Here is a 24,652-nt window from a genome sequence, read left to right as displayed (position 1 = left end):
CTTGTATTTTACTGTGGTAGACCATAGATAATATTATAGATGTATCCTATTTCTGAAATTGGTATTTGCACACTATAACTCTTTTCTAGCACACTAAATGCATTTTTTATTAATTTAACTTCACTATGATGGTTTCTAATTAGCAAATTCATATCAGTATATTCTTCAATTTCAGCTTTTCTAACTAATCTTTCAATCATGCAACTTAAGTGAACATATAAAGCAATCTTTTTATCATTTGGAAGCTTTTTCTTTTGAATACTTTCTATAACATTGATTCCCTCTTCTATTCTCTCTATTATCTTTTTCGAATCCAAAATAGTCAGACTATCTATTACTCTAATCAATGAAAAGTTCTTTACAATAGAATCATTTATGTTCTTTATTTTTTCATTTTCTACTACTTTACTAAATATTCTAAAGACATCATCTTCTCCTTTTCCTGATATTATATCCTCTAACAGTATAAAATCCACTCCATTTACATTTGGATTGGCAGTTCCTACTATAGCTAGTACATCATACATTTCAAAAATTGGGTCTTTATCTCCCATAGAAACAAGACTATCATAATCATAAGGTATTATTTTAACATCAACTATTCCAATTAAACTTTCTGAAAGTAGATGTTGGATTTTTATAGCAGTACCTATCCCTGTAAAACAAGATGATACTATAGCATATTCTTTATTTTTTTGAGGATAATACAATTGTATATTGGGTTTAATTTCTTCATCCATAATTTCTGCAATCTCTTCAATGTTTTTACCTTGTATTAACAAATTTCCTACTTCTAGTGCAGAAATAGTGGATATTTGATCTATAAATAACATTGGGCTATTTATCTTATTCTTTAAATCTCCGTATATAAGATTAAGAGAGCCCATATCAAATAACACAATTAAACCATTTTTTATCCTATACCCGTCTAGGTATCTAGACATTTGTTTTGATACATCAGCAATGGTAGAATTTATAGGCATATCAATAGCTGTAAATACATTTTTACCTAAGATACGATTACATACATTCGCCATACTACTGGCAGTAGCATATCCATGTGCTACAATAATCGCATTAACTTGATTAAATTTCATTCTTATAATTGTTGACTTGATAAATATAATCATTATAATTGTATCTACATTATTAAGATACATATCCAATCTATTCGTTATTAATGTTGATACTTTATTTACTATAGAGTATTCTTTATAATTTTCTTTTCTTAAATATATTAGTAATTTACTTTCTAAAGCTTTATATTCATCAGATAATTGATAAGACTCCTCCTTCAAATAAAGATAAGACGAAAATGCTAACACATTATTCCCATCGTATTTTATATTGTTATTAACTTCCAAGTTTCTAAATATGTCCTGCATTATCGATATTATAAGTTCCATAAGTACGTTATTATTTTCATCATTATTTGAAAAAACTAAATTGTCCATTAATCTAATTATTAAATTAGAACTCTTTTTGCTAAATAGCTCTTTTGTTATTTCATTTTTTTCTAGTCTATCAAAGTAATCTAAACATTTTATGACACTTTGATATATTATATTTCTTTTATTTCCTCCATTTGATATCTCAAGACTAAATTGTTTAGGAGAAAATACAATGCTTTTGCTACTTTGGAATTGAAATATATCTATATTTTCTATATAAATATTTCTAGGAAGGTCTTGGAGAGTAACAAAAATATTTCCATTTCTTCTTTGATTTTTTGCATATGCTCGTCCACATGCATATTTTATTACATTTTTACATTCACCTATATTTCCCTTGAATTTTATCTTTAAAATCATATTTAATGTAATTTGAGTTATCTCTATAGGCAAACCAAGCACCTTACTCTCCTCATATATAAAATGTTCTACAATTTTCCTTTTTTCAATAGTTCCTCTTTCTTCTATATTAGGAACATAAATATTTATAGGTATTCTTCTTAAAAAAGTTTGTAAAAACTCAGATAAGCTTTCTGTTGTAGCAAATACTAATCTTACTCTAGCTCTTCTAATTACTCCATTCTCTCCAATTCTAGAAAATGTACCTGTATCCATAAATGTAAATAACTTTTCTTGACCTTCACTATTTAATCTATGTACCTCATCTAAAAATAAAACACCACCATCAGATTGCTCTATTAGTCCTGCTCTAGATTCATTTGCTCCAGTATAAGCTCCTTTCACATATCCAAACAATATACTGGATAATAACTCCAAATTATTATAATACTGTGCACAGTTTAGCACATTATATGGGGCATTTTTTTCTAATACATTACTACTTACACTATATTTATATATTATCTTAGCTAAAAAAGTTTTTCCTACTCCACTATCACCTGTCAGCATTATCGTAAGCCCACCATTTGGATAGAGTACAGCAGTTTTTATTTGCTCTATTACCTCTTTTAAGCTATTATCATGCCCTATGATACTATTAAACACAATCTCTTGCTTTAATAATTTGCACTCATTGTTAAGTTCATCTACATTTTCATAAATACTTTTTTTTGTAGGACCTATTACATCATTTATCTTATTTTTAGGTAAAAAAATAACAGGTCTACTATTTATCTTTATAAGATTATCAGACTTTACTAAGTCATTTAATAATCTACTTGATTGAGTTCTACTTAAATTAAACTTTTTTACTATATCTTCTGTTACTACTCCACTCTGTTTTTTAAGTTCATCAAAATTGTTAAATAATACACACTCATTTACAAAGCTTAAAATTTCATCCCTCATGTTCAACCTCCAATATAAATATTAATAATACTATAATAGTAGTATATCATTTGTATATTTATGAAAAAGCAAATTATATTCCTATCTTAACTCTCTTTTATTAAGTTCTAAAATCAAACTTTTTATAAGTATAAAATCTAGATTTTTTAGCCTAATCTCAAAGTACTTATCCTACTATATATTTGATATGGAACCTAAATAAGAATATAAATGTATATAAGAATATATTTATCATATCCAAAAGTAAAACACTATAGATATTTTTAAAACTTATAGTGAAGAAAACATTTGTAAATTTTATTATCTCATGAATATTATTTCAAATTTAAAAAGGCTATAGGTGAATTTATTTTTACATAAATCTACCTATAGCCTTACAATGATACTTATAAACTTTATTTTTCACAATAGTACATTTCAAACATAGTTAAAAATATATCTATTTAATTATTAACATTTAAGTAATAAATCTAACTCAATCATTAAATTCCTTCTATAACAAATTACTCTTCTTTTGCTTGTACCTCATACATTTTTTTGTAAATATTAGTAAATACTAAAAAAGTAATTCAAGAAATCATATAATAAACCTCATTTATATCTGTTATTTACTCATATCTTTAGATTTATCTATACAAGCGACAATAGATTTTATAACTGCTGCTCTAAAGCCTTCTTCTTCTAATACCTTAACTGCTTCTATAGTAGTTCCTGCTGGAGAACAAACCATATCTTTTAATTCACCTGGATGTTTTCCAGTTTCAAGAACCATCTTAGCTGACCCCATTACTGCTTGAGATGCAAATTTATAAGCTTGCTGTCTTGGCATACCAGTTAGTACTGCTGCATCTGCCATAGCTTCTATAAACATAAATACATATGCAGGAGAAGAACCACTAATACCTGTAACTGTATCCATTAAATATTCTGATACTACTTCCGCCTCACCAAAAGACTCAAACAGAGCCTTAATCATATTTAACTCTTCATCAGTTACATTACTATTTTTACAAAGAGCCGACATTCCTTCACCAACAAGAGCTGGAGTATTAGGCATTACTCTTACTATTTTTTTATCTGAACCTATAAAACTTTCAAGGCTTTCTATAGTTTTACCTGCTGCTATTGATACTATTATTTTATTTGCATCTATCAATCCTTTAAGTGGTGTTAAAGCCTTTTCACATATATTAGGTTTAAGTGCTACTATTACCACATCAGAGTTTGTAACAGCTACTTTTGAATCAGTTGTAGTATTTACTCCAAATTCTTCTTTTACTTTATCTAAAGCAACTTGACTTAAGTCTGATACAGTTATATCTTCTGCCTTTACTAATCCTGATTGTACTATACCACCTATCATTGCACTTCCCATATTTCCTGAACCAATAAATCCTAAAGTTTTCATATCAAATCTCCTTTTTTCTATTAGTTTTATTTTAAAGTAGCTAAATTGACTTTATTTTAACTGCTTAAAATTATCTTATTTTTATAAAATATAACCTTATTATAATTATAATAAATTATTTTTTGTATGTATTACTTACTAATATATGTATGAATTATTAAATATAAATTTAACGATTTTTTCATTAAACTTAATGAGCTAACTTCCTATTTAGAAAGTTAGCTCATAATTAATCTAAAATTTTTAAAATGGAATCTAACCATCTATACTCTATTATATCAGTTACGTTTTTACATAGTAAGAAGTTTTGTTTACAAACAATCCTAGAATGTTTGCTCAGTTCTTCCTATTATCTCATCTTGTAATGTTCTACTTAGATTATTGAAATGGTCACTATATCCTGCAACTCTAACTATTAAGTCTTTGTAATCTTGAGGATTCTTTTGAGCTTCTAACAGTACATTTTTATCAAATACATTGAATTGTATATGATGCCCATCCATATTAAAGTATGCTCTTACTAGATTAGCCATGTTATCTAATCCTTTTTCCCCTTGAACTACTGATGGTGCAAACCTTTGATTTAATAATGTTCCTCCAGTTTTTATGTGGTCCATCTTAGCACAAGATTTTATAACTGCTGTAGGTCCATTAGTGTCTCCACCTTTTTCAGGTGAAATTCCCTCTGAAACTGGTTTTGCACAAAGTCTACCGTTTGGACTTGCTCCCATAATTTCTCCAAAGTATATGTGACAAGTCGTTGGTAACATATCTACTCTGTATTCTCCACCACAAACAGTTGGTCTGCCAGTTACCTCATTGTAATATGCATTGAATGTCTCTTGCATTATTTCATCAGCATAATCATCATCATTTCCATATTTAGGAGTCTTATTTGAAACTAAATTAAGTATGGCTTCATATCCTTCGAAATTAGCATCAAGTGCTTTAAGCAATGTATCCATATCGAATTTTTTCTTATCAAATACATTATATTTTATTGCTGTTAGACTATCTGTTATAGTTCCTATACCAACACCTTGTATATATCTAGTGTTGTATCTTGCTCCACCTCTTTGGTAGTCCTTGCCTTTTTCTATACAATCATCAACTATTGTAGACATAAGTGGGCAAGGCATGTGTTTTGCACATATATTTTCTATTACAGCATTTCCTTCTATCTTTATGTCAATCATATAATGTAATTGTTTCTTAAATGCTTCAAATAATTCTTCATAAGATTTAAAACTTCTAGGGTCTCCAGTTTTAATGCCTATTTGCTTTTTGCTAATTGGGTCATATCCATTATTTAATGTTAATTCAAGTATTTTGGGAATATTCATATATCCAGTTAAAACATATGCTTCTTTACCAAAACATCCAGTCTCAACACATCCACTAGTTCCACCAAGTCTTGCATCTTCTATAGTTTTTCCAGCTTCCATAAGCTCTTGAACTATTGCTTCAGTATTATAAAATGCTGGTTGACCCCATCCTTTTCTTGATATTTCACAAGCTCTCTTTAAGAATTTTTGTGGAGTCTTTTTACTTATTTGAACATTTGAACTAGGTTGTATCAATTTCATTTCATCCATAACATCAAGTATTATATAACTAACCTCATTAACACCATCTTGACCATCTGGATTTATTCCACCAGTATTTATATTTGCAAAGTCTGTATATGTGCTACTTTCTTTTAATGTTATACCAACTTTTGGTGGTGCTGGCTGATTGTTAAATTTAACCCATAAACATTCAAGTAATTCTTGTGCTCTATCTCTATCTAGTATTCCATCCTCCACATCTCTTTCATAGAAAGGATTTAGATGCTGGTCAAGTCTTCCTGGAGTAAAAGCATCCCATATATTAAGTTCAGTAGTAACCCCTATATGAACAAACCAGTACATTTGTATAGCCTGATGATAAGTTTCTGGTTTGTGAGCTGGTACAACATCACAAGTTTCAGCAATTAGTAATAAATCTTTTTTCTTAGCTTCATCTGTTTCTTCTTCTGCCATTTGTCTTGCTTTCTCAGCATATCTTTTACCTAATATAACCATTGCATCACAAGCTATTGCCATAGCTTCTAAATCAGCTTTTTTATTATATGCGTCTAAATCATTTAGAAAGTCTAATTCTTTTAGCCTTGCTTCTATGTCTTTCTTTAAAGCTAAAAATCCTTTTTTATATATTGTGTCTCCACAAACTGTGTGTCCTGGAGCTCTTTGTTCCATAAACTCAGTAAACATACCTGCTTCATATGCCGCTAACCATTCAGGTGTCATAGAATTTATTATCTTATCTCTTGTTTGTCTCTTTTTCCAAAAAGGAATTATTTCTTCTTTATGTATTTTTCTAGCTTCTTCAGATACGCTAAAATTTATTATATCTCTATTGTGCATTACTTCTAAATCTTCCATTGTATGACAACAAATCTCTGGATATGTTGGTGCTCCATTAGGAGAATCTCCTTTTTCACCTACTATTAATTCTCCATCATTTATGCTAAGAGTTCTATTCTCAATATAATGCTTAAATGATAAAGCACGAAGTACAGGAATCTCTACACTTCCTTCATATTTTTTATAAGCCTCTGTCATAAGTACTGCTCTTTCAATAGATATGTGTGGTTCTGCATTAATACTTTCTTCTCTTAATTTTTTAGTTCTCTCAAAAGTTCCTCTTGACATTTTATTACCCCCCAATCTTAGTATTGAAATTACTTGCTTCAAACAGGTTTTTTATTTCTTCTAGTTTTTCTTCAGTTGGTCTTTGTAATTCTTCTCCTTCATACTTTTTATAAATTTTATCATACTTATGTTTACCAATATTATGATATGGAAGAAGACTTACTGCTTTTATATTCAAAGGCTTTAAAAACTCTATCATTTTTTTAACCTCTAAATTTTCATCATCTACATTTACTCCTACAATTAATGGTATTCTTATATTTATATTAGCTCCTAATTCACTCAAAATCTTAACATTTTTCAGTATTAAATCATTTGACTTTCCTGTAAATTTTATGTGTTTTTCTTCATCAATAAGCTTAATATCATATAAGAACAAGTCTGCACACTTCGCAACTCTTTCATAATTTTCTGACTTTGCATAACCACAGGTATCAATTGCTACATGAATTCCCTTTGACTTGCACATGTTTATTACTCCACAAATAAAATCCATGTCTTGAGCCATTACTTCTCCACCTGATAAAGTTACTCCACCGCCTGATTCTTCATAAAAAATTCTATCCTTCTCTATCTCTTTAACTAAGTCTCTTACAGAATACTCTTGACCAACAATCTCTCTTGCATTGTTTACACAATAGTCTAAACAAGTTTCACAAAACTCACACTTCTCTTGGTCTAGACATATTTTTGTTTCACCTTTATAAATTGCTTTATGAGGACATATATTTATACATGCTTCACACTTTGAGCATCTTTCTTCATTATACAAAACTTGTTTTGTATATGCTTGGCTCTCTGGATTATGACACCAAACACATTCAAGTGGACACCCTTTAAAAAAAACTGTGCTTCTTATCCCTGGTCCATCATGTATGCTACATTTTTGTAAGTTTATAACTAATGGATTCATAATTTTTCACCCCTAAATAATATCCATTCCATTTTTTCATCTTTATGTAATTCATCTCCATAGATTATATCTATGAAAAGCATTTCTACAATTACATAATACTATATTTGTTATTATTTTGTCTATATATTTTTAGTAATATTAAAAAATTTTATTTTATTATGATATTTATATTGTTTTTGTAAATTAAATTTAAATACTTATTAAATTTATTTTTATAAGTAAATATAACAATAATCTATAAACAATATATTATTTTAGTTAATTTAGATATATATACTATAAAAATTAAATAAAAATAGAGACTACACTTTACCATGTAGTCTCTCTCCTTCTAGTCATATTTAGAAATTCACATTTATAGTTACTGCTTTTCCGCCTCTATTTACTGTGATTTTTGTACTAGCACCTTTTGAGAAAGTATATAACTTTTTATTTAAGTCATTCATACCTGTTATATTTGTATCTCCCACTTTAGTTATAATATCTCCTACTTTTATTCCAGATTTTTCTGCTGATGAACCAGATATTACTTCTGCAACATAAACACCTTTATCAGTGCTTAATTTTGTACCTGTAGCTGCTTCATAATTTGATACATCTGTACCTTTTATACCTAAAGTTACTTTTTCATATTTTCCAGTTTTTATTACTTCTTCAACTATACTTTTAGCTGTATTAATTGGTATTGCAAATCCTAAACCTTCTGCTTGAGAAGCTTTTGCTGTATTTATACCAATTACTTGACCTTTTTGATTTAATAATGGTCCTCCACTATTTCCTGCATTTATACTTGCATCAGTTTGTAATAAACCAGTCATATTAGTTTTTTCTGTTTGTATAGTTCTGTCTAATCCACTTATTATCCCTTGAGTAACTGTTTTTTGGAAATCTAATCCAAGAGGATTACCTATTGCTATTGATATATCACCAACTTTTACTTTATCACTATCAGCAAATTCTGCTGGTGTTAGCCCAGTTTTATCAACTTTAACTATAGCCAAATCAAGTTGTTGGTCAAACCATACTACTTTACCTGAAGTTGTTGAACCGTCATTGAATAATACATTCACACTTGTAGCTTGACCATCTGATATAACATGAGAATTAGTAAGTATATATCCATTTGAATCGACTATGATTCCAGTTCCCACACCTTGTGTTTCAGTTGGTATTGCAAACATATTATTAGTATCGACACTAGTTGTCGTAATACCTACAACAGATGGTGTGGCTTTTTCTGCAACTGCCTGATAAATATTTTGACTCTTACCATCATCATTTACGACTATTGGTGTAGAATTTGCCGCAGACTTACTTCCTAAATTATCCTTAACTAAAATTATTGTTAGTAAGCTACTAAGTATTGAGCTTATTATAGCGACTAATATTACTAAACTGATACCTTTCTTTCTTCTTGACATCTCATACCACTCCCTATCTAATATAATATAAATTATCAAAATATATTTTTCCCAATTTTTCATAAAAAAATGAAATCATCTATTTTGAGTAAACTCCTTTTCGATGATTTCATTATATTATTTTAATCTTAATTAAACCTTAACTATTTAAAATTATTTAAGTCTTTTTTCTAATTCTTCCTTTTCTTTTTCATAACCTGGTTTTCCTAGTAAAGCAAACATATTTTTCTTATAAGCTTCTACTCCTGGCTGGTCAAATGGATTAACTCCCAATAAATATCCACTTATTCCACAAGCTTTTTCAAAGAAATACACTAAATATCCAAAATTATACTCATCTAATTGAGGTATATTTATTACTAAATTAGGTACTTTTCCATCTGTATGAGCTAATAGAGTTCCTTCAAAAGCTTTATGATTAACAAAATCTACAGTCTTACCTGCTAGATAGTTTAAACCATCTAAATCTACTTCCTCTGAATCTATAGTTATATTTCTCTTACAGTTTTCAACATTAAGTACTGTTTCAAATAAGATTCTTTTTCCATCTTGTATGTATTGCCCCATAGAATGTAAATCTGTTGAGAAATCTACAGAAGCAGGGAATAAACCTTTATTTTCTTTCCCTTCACTTTCTCCATAAAGCTGTTTCCACCACTCACTTACATAATGTAATTGAGGTTCGTAGTTAACCAATAGTTCTACATCTTTTCCTTTTCTATGTAAAATTGTTCTAGCAACAGCATATCTATAACTATCATTATTTTTTAAATCAGGATTTTGAAATGCTTCTCTAGCATCATTTGCACCTTTCATCATAGCATCAATATCAAGTCCTGCAGCAGCAATAGGAAGTAATCCAACTGCTGTCAATACAGAGAAACGACCACCTACATCATCTGGTATTACAAAAGTCTCATACCCTTCTTCTGTAGCTAACTGTCTAAGTGCACCTTTACTTGAATCTGTTGTTGTATAAATTCTCTTTCTCGCTTCTTCTTTACCATACTTTTTCTCTAAATAATCTTTAAATATTCTAAAAGCAAGAGCTGGTTCTGTAGTAGTCCCTGATTTAGATATTACATTTACAGAAATATCCTTTCCTTCAATTATATCTAATAAATCCATAATGTATGTTGAGCTTATATTATGTCCTACAAAATATACTTCTGGAGCCTTTCTTTGTTCTTTTTTAAGTCCATTTCTAAAAGAATGACTTACCATATCTATAGCAGCTCTTGAACCTAAATAAGAACCTCCTATGCCTATTACTAAAAGAACATCTGAGTCTGATTTTATCTTTTCAGCAGATTTTTTTATTCTATCAAACTCTTCCTTATCATAATTTTTAGGAAGGTCTACCCATCCTAAAAAAGTATTTCCTAAGCCAGTTTTATTATGTAACATGTCGTGTGCAACATCTACATATGGTTGCATGACATCTATTTCGTTTTGACAAAAAAACTCTGTAGCTCTACTATAATCAAAATTTATTTTTCCCATTTAAATCCCTCTTTTCAGCATATTCGTTTTAAAGAGATTATAACACAAAATATGGGTATTTTTTTTAAAAATTTACCACAAAATCATACATACATCATTATTCATTGTTAGGAAATCGATTCTTCTAAATATTATAACTATCTATAAATTATAAATTTTTAATTAAATAAATTACAAAAAAGAAACTCTAAACATATGATTTAGAATTTCTTTTTATTTATTTTCTAATTTAATTCTTATATTATTTTAAATTAATTATTTTTAATCATTACCTAATCTCTTCGCTATAACTTGTTGTGCTATGTTGACGGCATGGTCAGATATTCTCTCTAGATTACTTATTACATCTAAATAAATAACGCCATTTTCTATACTGCATAAATTATTGTTCAATCTATACATGTGATTAGCTCTACAAGATTTCTCCATTATATCAACTTGCTCTTCAATTTTTATAACTTTACAAGCCAAATCTACATTATCAGCTCTCATTGATTCTAATGCATAAGTATATGCTGAAACAACTCTATTATACATAACATCAAGTTCAGATTGTCCCTCTTCAGAGAAAGAAATATTTGAATCTATTGCAACTTGTGATAATTCAGCTATATTTTTAGCATGGTCACCAATTCTCTCTATATCATTGACTGTATTAAACAAGGTATCTACAACTTCTCTTGAATCATCATCTAAAGGAGCTTTTGAAAGTTTAAGTAAATAATTCAAAATTGCTTTTTGTAAATCATTGATTAATTTCTCTCGTCTATATGTCTTGTCTATTTTTTCGGTTGAATGTTCTACTAAAGCTTCCATAGATGCATTTAAACTTTCCTTAGCCTTTTCACCCATACGAAGTGCTTCTTTTATTGTATTTGCAAGAGCTATAGAAGGAGTTTCTATCATTCTATCGTCTATATATTTAATAGTTTTAGTTTCATCTTCATCTATGTCACCTACTTTATCAGGAACAAGTTTTATAGCTAGTTTTATGATAAGACTTGTAAATGGTAAAAGTATTAAGACAGATATTATATTAAACAATGTATGTGTATTAGCTATTTGTCTTGCAACATTACTTGGGTCCCAACTTGTAACCAAGCTTACTACTGGTTTATTCAATAATATTAAGAATATCACAGTTCCTAAAACATTAAAGATTAGATGCATCATAGCTGCTCTTCGTGCATTTTTGTTGGCACCAATACTCGATAACAGTGAAGTTACACATGTACCAATATTTTGGCCATAAAGAATTGGTAGCGCTGCTGATAATGGTACTAGACCTTCTGCTGCCAACGCAACTAACATACCCATAGATGCACTTGAACTTTGTATTATTGCTGTAATACCAAATCCCAATAATAATCCAAGTAGTGGATATCTACCAAATGTGACAAGTAAATCAGTAAACCCTTGATAATCTCTTAATGGTTCCACTGCCATCTTCATAAAATCCATACCTGTAAATAATATACCAAAACCTATAAGTATTTCGGCTATATTTTTTATCCTAGGCTTATTTCCAAATAAATAAAGTATGATACCTATACCTAATGCTACTGGAGCCATCCCAGTTAAGTCAAAAGATACCAATTGGGCTGTAACAGTAGTACCTATGTTAGCACCCATTATAACCCCAATTGCCTGTTTTAAAGTCATTATTCCAGCGTTTACGAAACCAACAACCATTACAGTAGTAGCACTTGAACTTTGTATTACTGCTGTAACTCCTGTACCTACCAAAACTCCCATAAATAGGTTACTAGTAAGTAATTTTATTATCTTTTTTAGCTTTGTCCCAGCAGACTTTTGAAGACCTTCTCCCATAAGGTTCATACCATATAAGAACAGACCTAATCCACCCATTAGACTTATTATAATGTTCAAATTATTTCCTCCTTGTAAAGAGATTACTGTATCTAAAAATTTTATAACCTATTGTATTTTATCAAATTATAGGAGCTATAATGTTAAATTCATGTTAAATATTAAAAAATCATTAAGTTTATGTTAAATTTTTGTATTATTAGTGTATTTTTGTATTATTTTTTCTGCACATTTTATACCATCAACTGCTGCTGTGACTATTCCACCTGCATATCCAGCACCTTCACCACATGGATATAAATTCTTAACACTTATTGATTCTAAAGTATTTTCATCTCTTACTATTCTTATTGGTGATGATGACCTAGTTTCTACTCCAGTTAAAACAGCATCATACATTGCAAATCCGTTCAATTTTTTATCAAGAGATATGAATGCTTCTCTCATAGTATCTGTTACAAAGCTAGGCAAACATTCGCTTAAATTTGTAAGTGTATATCCGGGTCTATATGATGGCTCAACACTTCCTAAATTTGTAGAAGTTTTATTATTGATAAAATCTCCGACAAGCTGGACTGGTGCATTATAATTTTTTCCACCTAATTCAAAAGCCAATTTTTCATATTTTTGTTGGAAATTTACACCTGCTAGTGGATTATCACTATTAAAATCTTCTGGAGTTACATTTACTAAGAATGCACTGTTTGCATTTACTTTATCTCTTGCATGTTCACTCATACCATTTGTAACTATTTCAAAATCATTTGATGCAGATGCTATGACACTGCCTCCTGGACACATACAAAAAGTATATGCTGTTCTTCCATTTGAAACATGCTCTATAAGTCTATAATCAGCAGCTCCTAATCTAGGATGGTTATAAAACTCCTTATACTGTGCTTTATTTATTAAATCTTGTGGATGCTCAATTCTAGCTCCTATTGCAAAAGGTTTCTGAATTATTTTTACACCTCTTGAATGCAACATTTCATAAGTATCTCTTGCACTATGTCCGACGGCTAATATAATCGTATCTGTATCTATTTTTTCAGTATCATTTATTATTACAGATTGTATAGAATCATTTGATACAACTATATCTGTCACTTTTGAATTAAACCTAAGTTGACCACCTAGATTTATTATTTCATTTCTTATATTTTTAACTACATTTTTTAATATATCTGTTCCAACATGTGGCTTATGTGAGTATAATATTTCATCTGGTGCTCCAAACTGAACCAATTCTTCTAATACTTTTCTACATCGTATATCTTTTATTCTAGTTGTAAGTTTACCATCTGAAAAAGTTCCTGCTCCACCTTCTCCAAACTGAACATTTGAATTATTTTTAAATTTTCTAGTTGTCCAAAAATCACTTATATCTTTAGTTCTATTGTCTACATCAAGACCTCTTTCAAGTATGATTGGTTCATAACCCATTTGAGCTAAAATCAAACCTGCAAACAAACCAGCTGGTCCACTACCAATTACCAAAGGATTATTCTTTAATTTCTTATCACCCATGGTTACATTTACATATCTAGTTTCCTTTATTTTTGTTACATCTTTTATTTTTGAGCTGAGTATTTTATTTTCATCTTTAACTTCTACATCTACAGAATAAACAAACTCCATTTTTCCTTTTTTTCTAGCATCTATAGATTCTTTATATATACTATATTTGACTAAGTTTTTTTCTTTTATTCTTAGCTTCTTAAGTACAATATCTTTTAATAAAGATATATCTTTATCGATTCCAAGTTTTATATTAGATACTCTTAACATATTGTTTTCCTCTCTTAGATTGTAATATAAAAAAGCTAGGGTTATTCCTAGCTTTCTACAAATATAACTTCTATATTCTCTTTTACTAGATTTTCTACCCAAATCTCGTCTAGCACAAAATTCTTTATTTTGTTTACAACAAGTGCTTTATCTAAATCTTTTTTCAAGTTTTTTACTAAGACCATTGCTTCAACTGACTTATTCAATCTTTTTACATACAGAGAATTAACTTTAATTAATACAACCCTTAATTCACACACATATAATTCTTCACTACCTAAGGTAATTTCATCATCATATTTATACACATTAAATTCATACACATTTTCATAAGGTGTTATATTTTCTATTCCTACATAGTCCATTTATTTATCCTCTTTTAGTTATAAGACCTCTTATAACTTTCATGTTATTAAATACTTTTTCTAAGAAATTTTCTGCTTCTTCATTATCTAAAAGATTTATTTCAAGATTTTCGTTTTCTACAATACCTTTAGATTTACAGTACTCTTTAGCAATTTCTATTAGTTCATTTTTTTTATCCATAGATAAATCAAACTCTTTATAGTCTATTATTATATATTGTTTGGTATCAGGTGATACACCATTGTTATATCCTATTTCTATATGATAAATAACTGCGTATATTTCTTCTCCATTGTACACAGGTACCGCTGGGTTAGATTTTATAAAGTTCGTTGATACAGCAATTGCATTTCCTAAACTAAGACTCATTATTAATACCTCTTTCTAAACATTATACATATATTATACTATAGATTCTTTATCTATGACTTAAAGCTTTTTATAATTAATTAAGATATTTTTAAATCTTTGTATCTCTTTCCTAGTGTACTAGAACTTATATCATATTTCTTTGATATTTGTACTTGAGTTATGGGTTGTCCTGCTTCTTTCTTAACATAATATTCAACAGCAGCTGCCCAACCATTTTCAGCTCCTTTTATATTTTCGTGATTTTTCTTATATTCATTCCAAAACTCTATACATGCTTCTATATTTTCTTTTTCTACATTTTCTTTAAGAGTATCTAAAACTTTACATTCTCCTTCAGCTAATTTATTTTCTGAATTAACTTTTGTATCATTCTTATCTCTTTCTCTCTTTAAGTATTCAGCTATACTTGGGTCTAAAAGCTGTTGTATATACTTGTATAGTATATGTGTATGATAAATTAAGAAAGTCTTCATATCCTTGTATACATCTTGATATTGATTGAATAAATTCATAATATCCTTTAAAATTATGTCTTTAACTTCATTTGATATACTTATAGTTACATCTATCAGTATGTTAGTTCCTTCAATATCAACTGTTCTAGCTATCATACAACTTCCGATTTTAAAGCCTCTTAGAAGTTTTACATCTTCTGTGTAAAGTTCATTTCCACTTAAACAATCTTTTAAGACTATTCTTCCAACAGAGACTTCTTTTACTTCATAGATACTTACATATGATTCAAATAGACTTTTTAATATTGATACTTCTGATTGACTTAAGTTTGCACCATTTTCTTCAAGAAAACCAACTGTCATAACCTTTTTATTTTCCATTATGTGGTCTTGTATTAAATAAGTATTAAAAAATCTTTCAAATTTTTCATTTACACTATCATTTTGCATTATATAAAACATTTCTTTAGCTTTTTCACATTCGTCTTTAAACTTATTCTGTCTTGAATAATCATATAACTTTGAATATAAATCTATATATTGTTTTTGTGAAAGTTCAGTTTTTCTGCATGCTCTTTCTGAAACAATATCTTTATTTAAACAACATTTCTTGTATTTTTTGCCACTTCCACAAGGGCATAGCTCATTTCTCCCTAACAATATGACTTCCACTCCCTTATTATTAAATTAAAGTACAATTTGTTATTATACCATTTTTTTATTAATCAATCTATAGTATAAGTAAATATTCTCTTAAATTCACTTATATTTTGGTACAATATATTAACTTTAATTAGGATTTCGATAAAATCACTAACAATCCCTCTTGTAGAAATGGATTATCGTAAAACTAATTCCTCTATAAAATTTTATTAATTGATAATAGTTTTTTACTTTATCTATTCTTTTTTGTTATATGACTCTAATTGTCATTTTACATTCAACAATATTGTCTTTTTCTTGTTTATATTCATTAGAAATATTTTGAGTATCAAAATTATTCATTTTTAATTTGTTGATTTCTATCTTTTCAAGTTTATTGTTTATCTTTAAATTCTTCAGTACATCTTCAAGTTTCAACACATTTTCAAGTTCTCCATTAACTTTTATTTCTAAATTAACTTGTTTTTTATTATGATTATCTAAATTACTTTCTTGATTAATATATTCTATATTCACAATATTTCTCAGTCCATTTTCTACTAATAACACCATATCTTTATTTGTTTTTTTATCTAAAAATGAACTATTAAAATTATTTTTCAATTCTTCATTTCCATTTAATTCAACATTTTCTATATATTTATCATCTCTATACTTATTATCCTTTATTTGATAATTATCTTGCCTATTTATTATATTTTGTTTTTCTTTCTTCAAGCTATCTAAATTTTCTTCTAAAGGGCTTAATACTATATTAGTTACTAATATAGTATTTAATATTAACAATATTTTAAGTAGATTTTTTTCTCTATTATTTAATCTCAAAAATAATCACCCATCTAACTTTTTATTCTAAACTTGTAAAATTCTCCTTTTCTTACAATACTATCTATGTAATAATATTTTATATACTTTATTTTCCTTAGATTGTCTAAAACATCTAAATCATTACATACACCTTCCATTTCCAGCTTGTTTTTATCTATTGATATCCGAGTAATATTATGTATTCCAACTATTTCATATATTTTTTTTATTTCATTAAGTTTTATTTTAGAAAATTTCTCCCTAGTTTTTACTGTTGTTGGTACAGTACGTTTTGCTTCATTTACTAACTTATTTTGATTTATATAATTTTCAAGTTCATTTATAGATTTCACATACATAAACGATTTAAATAAAATACATGTTAAAATTAATACTATCATTACTTTATATACCTTATTACATGGTTTAGTTTTTTTCAATCCATTAAGAAAATTTATTGTTTTATATACTTTCATTTAAATAATCATTCCTATACTGCTTATATAATTTATACTACTATCTTCTAACTCTGTATCAAAATTATTTTCTACTCTTACTTTATCATTTAACCTCAATGGATTTATTTTAATAGACTTATCTGTACCTTTAAAGTACTCTTCAATAAAATTATTTTCTATACCATAGTAATAAATGTACTTAAAGCTACTTAATAGCTTTCTTACTGATTCATAGGATTTTATTTCTTTTGATAGTAAGTATGTTTCTTCTATTTTTTTACCTTTCGTTATATTTATAATGAACTGATTTTTTTTACATTCTATGAATACTCCTTCTGCTGAAAATTTCTCTATCAAATTTAAATTTATAAGCTTTTGTAGTATATCAAAATTTATATTTATAACTTTTGGGTTCATATTTAGACTTTCTGAAATGTTTTTAATTAATTGAATAATACTTTTTGGAAAAAGAATTACTTGTACATTCAATTTGTCATTGGTGGCATTTATAACTTTATATTTTATTGAATAGTTATTTATGTTTATTGGAATGTATTGTGTTATTTCAAATTCAATCATATTTAATATATCTCTTTTTTTCTTAGTATCTAGAACTTCAATATTCCTAATGACTATATCTTGAGTTTGAAGGTTAAAGTATAAATTTTTATATGATATTTTTGATTTACCTACCTCCTCTTTTACAAGTCTAACGACATCTTCTATGTATTTAATATTTACAGCTGAGTTACTATCATTTTTTATATTAAAGTTAATCTCTTTTATAATTGATTTATCTATAAAAACTTTTTTATGATTTTTTCTTAAAAATACAAGCCTTATATAATCATCATTTATTTCTAAATTTAAAATTTTTTTAATTATAGCCATCTCCTTCTCAAATAAAAATAAATTTTAAAATTTATAACAATCAATATAAAATACTATCTTGGATAAAATTGTTTAGAATTTATATTTACACTTATATCCGTTCCACTAGCACTTATAACAAGTTCAAATTTACCTGATGTACTTTGAGGAACTGGAACAGTATTCAAGTATCCCTTTTCCTTTAATGACTCTACACTTAGCGATTCTGCTATCTTTTCATCATCATTAATTGCCATGCTAGCTGCTGTTACTATATTAGCAGCATTCGTGTAGTCTGCATTTAGTTTAGCACTTTCTTGGACCTTACTGTACTTAACTAATGCTATACTAGATATAACTCCTAAAATTGTTACCACCACAATCATTTCAACAAGTGTAAATCCCTTTCGTTTTTTATTTATCAATTAAATATTCTCTCCTTTTCAAAAGTATTGTCTAATAAAATTTATTTTTTATCCTAAAAACTAGTAATTGCATCAAACATAGGAATAACCATTGCCAAAATAAAAGTTCCAATAATTAACCCCATAAATACAATTAACATAGGTTCTATAAATTTCATTATTTGCTCTATTTTGTTATTTAATTCATTTTCATAAAATTTATTTATTACATCTAGACTTTTATCTAGCTTCCCGCTTTCCTCTCCTGTATTTGCCATTGAAATGAATAATTTCGGAAAAATATTTGCTAGATTCAAAGACTTACCTATACCATTTCCCTTTTTTATATAATTATTAGAAATCTTTAGTCTTTCATAAATAAATTCATTATCTATAACACTTGCTGACATGTCTATAGCTTCCACAATTTGTATTCCACTACTAATCAAAATAGACAATGCTCTTGAAAATCTTGTTGTAGCTACTAGCTGATTAATTCTTCTTACAAAAGGTAACTTGAATTTCAATGAATTAATCAACCTTTTTACACTATTATTTGTTATAAGAAAATAAATAGCCCCTATTAAAAACAATATAAAACTAAATGTCAAATAACCTAAGTTATTTGTAACTATTGTAGACATTTCCATTAAAACTTTAGTTATTAAAGGTGGTTCAATTCCATTGCTGGCAAAAACCACCTGAAAATTAGGTATTACAAATATGAATATAAATATCATTGATATGATAGATAATGCTATGAGTATTATTGGATAGATTGAAATAGTTACTACTTTTGTTTTTAATTTGTATTCTTTATCATAATAATTAGATAAATCACTCATTATTATATCTAAGTTTCCACTAGTTTCTCCTGCTTTTACCATACTTATAAAAAACTTAGAAAATGTACCTGTTATTTGAAATGATTCTGATATTGAGTTACCTTTTTGGATATGATTTGATACTATATTAAGCAATTTTTTTACTTTTTTACTAGACTGACTCTCAATGATTTCAAATATCTTTGTAATTTCACATCCAGATTCCAATAATATGCCTATCTCTTTGCAAATTACCCTAACTTCTTTATCGCTAATTCTATTTAATACTAAGTAAAACTTTTCTAAATTATAAAATATACTTTTAGATAATCTCATGTACTATAATACCTTCCAAATTATATTAATTACAATTAAATAAACTTAATATTTTCTAATTTAATGAATTTAATTTTATTTCACTTGAATATAATTTATACTCAAACATTTTAATTAAAATATATTAAATAAAGTCCAACTGTCTAAATGAAGTTTAACTATACAATTCAGTTAAATCATTTCATTTACGACTAAACATTCTTCTAGTGTCGTTATTTTCTCATTTATTAATCTTTTACAACTATCTTCAAATGTTATCATTCCATTGTTTTGTGCCACTTCCTTAACAGTACTAGAATCTTCCATATTTCTTATACATGTCTTTATATCATCATTGATTTCTAAGATTTCATAAATTGCTGTTCTTCCAAAGTATCCTTTATCATTGCATCTTTCACAACCTACAGCCACTTTAGTATTTACATCTCCACTAAAATCATCTCTTATCACAATCTCATGACTACAATGATTACAAACTTTTCTAACCAATTTTTGAGATATAACACCTATAAGAGAAGCATTTAAAAGATATGGTGGTATTTGCATTTCCAATAATCTAGCTATGGAAGACACTGCATCATTAGTATGTAAAGTACTTATAACCAAATGACCTGTTATTGCTGCCCTTACAGCTATCTTAGCTGTTTCTGCATCTCTTATTTCTCCAACCATTATTATATCTGGGTCTTGTCTTAATATCGCTCTAAGACCCACATCAAAGCTTAAGCCTACTTTTGAATTTACTTGAATCTGACTTATACCATCCATCTTATACTCTACAGGATTTTCTATAGTCATTATATTTTTATTTATACCTTTTAAATCATTTAATAAGGAATATACTGTTGTAGTCTTTCCACTACCTGTAGGACCTGTCACTAATAATATTCCTGCTTTTTTATTTATTATACGATTTATAGATTTTATAGCTTCCTCTGAAAAGCCAAGTTCTAGTTTGTCTTTTAAAAAAGTATCTCTATTGAGTATTCTCAAAACAATTTTTTCACCATATACAGTTGGTATTGATGAAACTCTAATGTCAATTAGATTACCACCTAACTTTATATCCACTCTACCATCTTGAGGAAGCCTTTTTTCTGTTATGTCCATTGAAGCTTTCAACTTTACAACTGTAGATAATGATGGATAGACATCAATTAAAAACTTTGACACTTCCTTTAGTTCTCCATCTACTCTCATCCTCACTATTAAATGCTCTTTAAATGGTTCTATATGTATATCACTTGCGTTTTCTTTTATAGCTTTTTCTAAAAGATTTTCAAATAATTTTTTTGCATAATCCTCATCAAGTTCAAAGCTATTGTAATATTTTTCAATCTTCTCACTTATAAGTTCTTTTTTCTCCTTTTTCAATATAATTTCTCTACCTGTGGCTAATCTCAAATCCTGTAGAGCATATATATCTTCATCTTCTATTTCTACAACTAAATTATCATCTTGAAATTCCACTGGAAACACATTATATTTTTTTGCAAGTTTTTCTGGTATTAACATTGGTAAACTGCTTTCCTCTAATATAATCTTAATCACCCTTTATATACTTTAATTTATTAGGTATATTCATCTTTTTTATAGAGATATTTTCTTCAGTTTTTATGCTTATTTTCATTGGATAAGTAGTTTGTATGCTGTCTAAATACTTGCTACCTTTATCTACATAACTAGATAGCTTATATTTATCCCCAATACACTTTATTTCATATGGTTGTGCTACAGGAACTCCATTTATATTTATATGGCTTCCTGCAAGTACAACTTCTGAATACTGATTAATTCTTTGACCATTTATTTCTATGTACTTTCCTCCATTTAATTTTAACTCGTTTATAACTTTTACAAGAATTTTATTATAGTCTATACTATTAGCTATGTTCCCTGTTTTTTCATCTATAGCATCTATACTTAATATTATTCCGCTACCTTTCACATCTGAATATGATAGACTATCTCTAAGAGTTTCTATTTCTGATATTTCTTCAGAATTTTTTTGATTTTTTTTTATTGAATTAATTTCTTTATCTAACTTGACTTTTTCTTTTGTTAATTCTTTTATAGATTTTCTTGTCATCTTTATTTCTTTTCTTATTGACTTATCCTTACTTGTATAAACTGTTTCTTCATTTCTATAATCTCTAAATATGGTTCCAACAAGTATACCTAAAAGAGTACTTGCTAGTATTATAAACACATATTGTTTTTTCATACTGTATTGCTCCTTACAAATTTATTTTTATATGATAATTTTCTTTAATCAAATATTAAACATTTACATATGCTTATTATATCAAAGTTATATATTAAAATTCATCTTTAGTATATAATATCATACATCGAACTCCTATCACTAATTTACCAATATCGAATATGTATTTTTAGATGTTCTTAAAATTATATATAAACTTTCAATAAACATTGTTGTGATATTATAAAAAAACATAAATTAGAAAAGAAGATAATAATCATGAAAAAACAAATAAGTGCTTTAGGGATTATTAATAATTATTTTTATCAAAAAAAGTAAAATGGCATAGCTTCAAAGCTACACCAATTTACTAAAAATTATATTATAATCAACATTCATTTTAAACATATGTGTTTATAAGTTTTCCTCATATTTTAAAATTCTTTTAACTAGTTTGTCTCTTAACTTTCCAACTTCATCAAATCTCATATTAGGGCTATAGTAACTTTCTATAATATCATGTTTAGACTTAGCTCTCTTAAGATTTAACACTGCCCAACAAATTAAATCATCTAAAACTTTTTCATCAAATTTAATATCTTCTTCGTATTTAAGTAATTTTTCTCTATTTAAAAATTGATTTAAATCAATCACATCTTCGTCTTTAAAAGTTGTGCTTATAGTTATGCCTATATCTAGGTCAGTTAATAGTACAGTTTCAATTTTCTCTGGAATAAGTGGATAATGATAAACTTCTACATTTAGACCTTTTTCAATAGCTTTCTTATATACTTTGTTTAATAGTGTAGTCTTCCCAGTTCCTATTTCTCCAGCTAAATAATAAACCTTCTTTACGTCTTTTAAAATGTTTTCTGTATAATCCAAACACCCTACAGGAGTTATAGCTGAACCAAATAAATGCTTTTCTCTTTTTAAATTTCCTGTACTTTCAACTCCATCAAACAATTTTTTTATAAATTCTTCTGTAAGTAGATTCACCTTACCATAATCCATACAATCAGAATATTTTTCCTCTATATCTCTAAAGATTGGTTCTGCCGACTTTAAGAACTTAAAGGCTCTTTTAAATGAATTACTAATATCTTTATCGTAAATTAATATTTCTTGTCTATTTTTTTCTAACTCTTCTGTATTCCAGTAATCGCCTAAATTAATTATTTCATCCAAAGCTCCAGGTAGCTTTGGGTCCATAGTATGTGGAGCAGTTGCATCCATAAGTACCACGCCTAATTTCTTTATAACTAAACCATCCAACGAACTTGGGTCAGAAGGGCAGTGATATAAATCAATGTCGTATCCTCTATGCAAAAATTCTTTATAAATTTTTTTCATAAGTGAGGATTTTCCTACTCCAGGTCCACCCTTTAAGCAAAAAACTCTTTTTACATTTTCAGGAATTATATAGTCAAAAAAAGAATATGAGCCTTGTGATGTGTTTCCACCCGGAAATGCCTTCTTTACCTTTCCTTCCATATTAACGCCTCCTCATAATTTACAATATCTCTTAATTAAGATATTAATATTATACGAGTTTTGTTACAGCTTTATGCTTTTGATAAATCTAAAACTTATTATCTAATACTAATAACATGTTAATCTTATCTAATTACTATAGATTCTCATAATATGATTTAGATTTTATCTATAAATATAATTTAAGTGTTTGTATTTTAATATAGCTGCATATTACTTAAATCCAATTGTCTCTATTCTAATTTTATGTTAAAATAATATTACAAAACACATCTGTTTTTCTTCAGAAATGGGCGAAATTCCCTATCGGCGGTAAAAGCCCACGAGCCTTATGGCATAATTTGGTCAGATTCCAAAGCCGACAGTAAAATCTGGATGGTAGAAGAAAATAGTATATGAGTATCTTTATGTAATTTTACATGAGCAATCTATACAAATCCTTCAACTACCGTATTTATTCATGAAATTAGACACATTCAAGGTACCTAAGATGTAGGTGCTTTTTTTGTTGTTTAATCAACATTGATTTCTTCAAGAATATTTCAAGCAGTTGGAGCAAGTATTTTAATGGCAACTGGACTTGGTATAGTTTCTAATGCATTCCCCGCAAATGAAAAAGGATATGGAGGCAGTTTTCTTGCAACTGTTCGTAATTTGTCATTTGCTCTTGGAACAGCATTTTTTAGTGGTTTTTTGCACAAAGCCTTACATACAATCAAAAGTTTAAAAGTCATACATCAGCCTATGTTATAGCTAGCAATCAATCTTATTGGATTGCAGCAGCAGTATGCTTTATAGGACTTATATTAACTATTTTATTTATGAGAAAAACAGATAAATCTATTTCTTAACTATGATTTATTGATGACTATACAAGTCAATAATTTTTTAATTAAGCCAATTTATACTAATTTTACTATACTTTACTAGATTTTATTAATATTTAGCAACAAATTACTGATTTTCATTGTTTATAAACAATAAGGATGCCAAAAAATGACCATTAAAGCCATTTTGAGGCATCCTATATTTTAATATTGATACAATTAAAACTAACTTACTATTATATTATATTTATTATT

20 protein-coding genes and 1 riboswitch are annotated in these 24,652 nt (G+C 27.6%); of the genes, 1 reads left to right on the top strand and 19 read right to left on the bottom strand.

Translation table 11 applies throughout. The features are described 5' to 3' along the window. Positions 1-8 precede the first annotated feature (8 nt). The 19 genes from KGF42_RS07145 to KGF42_RS07055 all read right to left on the bottom strand — a co-directional run bounded on the left by KGF42_RS07145 (position 9) and on the right by KGF42_RS07055 (position 23,570). Positions 9-2,759, bottom strand: a complete 2,751-nt coding sequence (locus KGF42_RS07145; protein WP_227826036.1) for a sigma 54-interacting transcriptional regulator — start codon at positions 2,757-2,759, stop codon at positions 9-11. A 604-nt stretch (positions 2,760-3,363) separates the two neighbouring features. Then, positions 3,364-4,167 carry a pyrroline-5-carboxylate reductase gene (gene proC, locus KGF42_RS07140; RefSeq protein WP_227826035.1) on the bottom strand — a complete coding sequence of 268 codons (804 nt, stop codon included), beginning with the start codon at positions 4,165-4,167 and terminating at the stop codon, positions 3,364-3,366. 323 nt (positions 4,168-4,490) lie between these two features. Then, the gene (hypD, locus tag KGF42_RS07135; protein ID WP_227823050.1) at positions 4,491-6,860 is read right to left on the bottom strand and encodes a trans-4-hydroxy-L-proline dehydratase; all 2,370 of its coding nucleotides are present in this window, start codon (positions 6,858-6,860) and stop codon (positions 4,491-4,493) included. Between the two features lie 4 nt (positions 6,861-6,864). Beyond that, positions 6,865-7,773, bottom strand: a complete 909-nt coding sequence (locus tag KGF42_RS07130; RefSeq protein WP_227826034.1) for a trans-4-hydroxy-L-proline dehydratase activase — start codon at positions 7,771-7,773, stop codon at positions 6,865-6,867. A 344-nt stretch (positions 7,774-8,117) separates the two neighbouring features. Further along, positions 8,118-9,197: a serine protease HtrA gene (gene htrA, locus KGF42_RS07125; RefSeq protein WP_227826033.1), complete on the bottom strand. Its 1,080-nt coding sequence runs from the start codon at positions 9,195-9,197 to the stop codon at positions 8,118-8,120. A 153-nt stretch (positions 9,198-9,350) separates the two neighbouring features. Continuing rightward, entirely contained in the window at positions 9,351-10,700 is a 1,350-nt protein-coding gene (locus KGF42_RS07120; protein WP_227822310.1) for a glucose-6-phosphate isomerase, read from the bottom strand. Between the two features lie 261 nt (positions 10,701-10,961). Next, on the bottom strand, positions 10,962-12,590 hold the full coding sequence (locus tag KGF42_RS07115; protein WP_227822309.1) for a Na/Pi cotransporter family protein: 1,629 nt from the start codon (positions 12,588-12,590) through the stop codon (positions 10,962-10,964). A gap of 123 nt (positions 12,591-12,713) precedes the next feature. Beyond that, positions 12,714-14,318, bottom strand: a complete 1,605-nt coding sequence (locus KGF42_RS07110) for an FAD-dependent protein (protein ID WP_227826032.1) — start codon at positions 14,316-14,318, stop codon at positions 12,714-12,716. A gap of 47 nt (positions 14,319-14,365) precedes the next feature. After that, positions 14,366-14,683, bottom strand: coding sequence for a hypothetical protein (locus KGF42_RS07105; protein ID WP_227822307.1), 318 nt, complete (start codon positions 14,681-14,683; stop codon positions 14,366-14,368). Positions 14,684-14,687: 4 nt separating this feature from the next. Continuing rightward, complete coding sequence (locus KGF42_RS07100; RefSeq protein WP_054275197.1) at positions 14,688-15,053, bottom strand: hypothetical protein; 366 nt, start codon at positions 15,051-15,053, stop codon at positions 14,688-14,690. Between the two features lie 80 nt (positions 15,054-15,133). Next, on the bottom strand, positions 15,134-16,171 hold the full coding sequence (locus KGF42_RS07095; RefSeq protein WP_227822306.1) for an SEC-C domain-containing protein: 1,038 nt from the start codon (positions 16,169-16,171) through the stop codon (positions 15,134-15,136). Between the two features lie 252 nt (positions 16,172-16,423). Continuing rightward, a complete protein-coding gene (locus KGF42_RS07090) occupies positions 16,424-16,999 on the bottom strand; it encodes a hypothetical protein (RefSeq protein WP_227826031.1) in 576 nt (191 codons plus the stop codon). Positions 17,000-17,013: 14 nt separating this feature from the next. Beyond that, complete coding sequence (locus tag KGF42_RS07085) at positions 17,014-17,457, bottom strand: hypothetical protein (protein ID WP_227822304.1); 444 nt, start codon at positions 17,455-17,457, stop codon at positions 17,014-17,016. Beyond that, positions 17,458-18,330 (bottom strand): pilus assembly protein PilM, encoded by an 873-nt coding sequence (locus KGF42_RS07080; protein WP_227826030.1) that lies wholly within the window; start codon positions 18,328-18,330, stop codon positions 17,458-17,460. Between the two features lie 53 nt (positions 18,331-18,383). Further along, positions 18,384-18,734 (bottom strand): type II secretion system protein, encoded by a 351-nt coding sequence (locus KGF42_RS07075; protein WP_227822301.1) that lies wholly within the window; start codon positions 18,732-18,734, stop codon positions 18,384-18,386. 53 nt (positions 18,735-18,787) lie between these two features. Then, on the bottom strand, positions 18,788-19,873 hold the full coding sequence (locus tag KGF42_RS07070; protein WP_054275203.1) for a type II secretion system F family protein: 1,086 nt from the start codon (positions 19,871-19,873) through the stop codon (positions 18,788-18,790). 171 nt (positions 19,874-20,044) lie between these two features. Continuing rightward, positions 20,045-21,424: a GspE/PulE family protein gene (locus KGF42_RS07065; protein ID WP_227826029.1), complete on the bottom strand. Its 1,380-nt coding sequence runs from the start codon at positions 21,422-21,424 to the stop codon at positions 20,045-20,047. After that, positions 21,417-22,097 carry a DUF881 domain-containing protein gene (locus KGF42_RS07060; protein WP_227822299.1) on the bottom strand — a complete coding sequence of 227 codons (681 nt, stop codon included), beginning with the start codon at positions 22,095-22,097 and terminating at the stop codon, positions 21,417-21,419. The genes KGF42_RS07065 and KGF42_RS07060 overlap by 8 nt, the downstream gene beginning before the upstream one ends. Positions 22,098-22,490: 393 nt before the next feature. Continuing rightward, a complete protein-coding gene (locus KGF42_RS07055) occupies positions 22,491-23,570 on the bottom strand; it encodes an ATP-binding protein (protein WP_227822298.1) in 1,080 nt (359 codons plus the stop codon). 275 nt (positions 23,571-23,845) lie between these two features. Continuing rightward, a riboswitch (FMN riboswitch) is annotated at positions 23,846-23,961 on the top strand. Positions 23,962-24,092: 131 nt separating this feature from the next. Here KGF42_RS07055 and KGF42_RS07050 point away from each other — a divergent pair. Further along, positions 24,093-24,323, top strand: a complete 231-nt coding sequence (locus KGF42_RS07050) for a hypothetical protein (protein ID WP_227822297.1) — start codon at positions 24,093-24,095, stop codon at positions 24,321-24,323. Positions 24,324-24,652: the final 329 nt, after the last annotated feature.

Origin of the sequence: Clostridioides sp. ZZV15-6383 (assembly GCF_020657735.1) — a bacterium.
Classification (GTDB): domain Bacteria; phylum Bacillota; class Clostridia; order Peptostreptococcales; family Peptostreptococcaceae; genus Clostridioides; species Clostridioides difficile_D.
The sequence above is the reverse complement of the archived record's forward strand: the minus strand, read 5'-3'. Positions and strand labels throughout refer to the sequence as shown.

Excerpts from the sequence above, each read along its gene's own strand:
- KGF42_RS07145 (WP_227826036.1), bottom strand. The coding sequence starts at position 2,759 with ATGAGGGATGAAATTTTAAGCTTTGTAAATGAGTGTGTATTATTTAAC.
- proC (WP_227826035.1), bottom strand. The coding sequence starts at position 4,167 with ATGAAAACTTTAGGATTTATTGGTTCAGGAAATATGGGAAGTGCAATG.
- hypD (WP_227823050.1), bottom strand. The coding sequence starts at position 6,860 with ATGTCAAGAGGAACTTTTGAGAGAACTAAAAAATTAAGAGAAGAAAGT.
- KGF42_RS07130 (WP_227826034.1), bottom strand. The coding sequence starts at position 7,773 with ATGAATCCATTAGTTATAAACTTACAAAAATGTAGCATACATGATGGA.
- htrA (WP_227826033.1), bottom strand. The coding sequence starts at position 9,197 with ATGTCAAGAAGAAAGAAAGGTATCAGTTTAGTAATATTAGTCGCTATA.
- KGF42_RS07120 (WP_227822310.1), bottom strand. The coding sequence starts at position 10,700 with ATGGGAAAAATAAATTTTGATTATAGTAGAGCTACAGAGTTTTTTTGT.
- KGF42_RS07110 (WP_227826032.1), bottom strand. The coding sequence starts at position 14,318 with ATGTTAAGAGTATCTAATATAAAACTTGGAATCGATAAAGATATATCT.
- KGF42_RS07105 (WP_227822307.1), bottom strand. The coding sequence starts at position 14,683 with ATGGACTATGTAGGAATAGAAAATATAACACCTTATGAAAATGTGTAT.
- KGF42_RS07100 (WP_054275197.1), bottom strand. The coding sequence starts at position 15,053 with ATGAGTCTTAGTTTAGGAAATGCAATTGCTGTATCAACGAACTTTATA.
- KGF42_RS07085 (WP_227822304.1), bottom strand. The coding sequence starts at position 17,457 with ATGAAAGTATATAAAACAATAAATTTTCTTAATGGATTGAAAAAAACT.
- KGF42_RS07080 (WP_227826030.1), bottom strand. The coding sequence starts at position 18,330 with ATGGCTATAATTAAAAAAATTTTAAATTTAGAAATAAATGATGATTAT.
- KGF42_RS07070 (WP_054275203.1), bottom strand. The coding sequence starts at position 19,873 with ATGAGATTATCTAAAAGTATATTTTATAATTTAGAAAAGTTTTACTTA.
- KGF42_RS07060 (WP_227822299.1), bottom strand. The coding sequence starts at position 22,097 with ATGAAAAAACAATATGTGTTTATAATACTAGCAAGTACTCTTTTAGGT.
- KGF42_RS07055 (WP_227822298.1), bottom strand. The coding sequence starts at position 23,570 with ATGGAAGGAAAGGTAAAGAAGGCATTTCCGGGTGGAAACACATCACAA.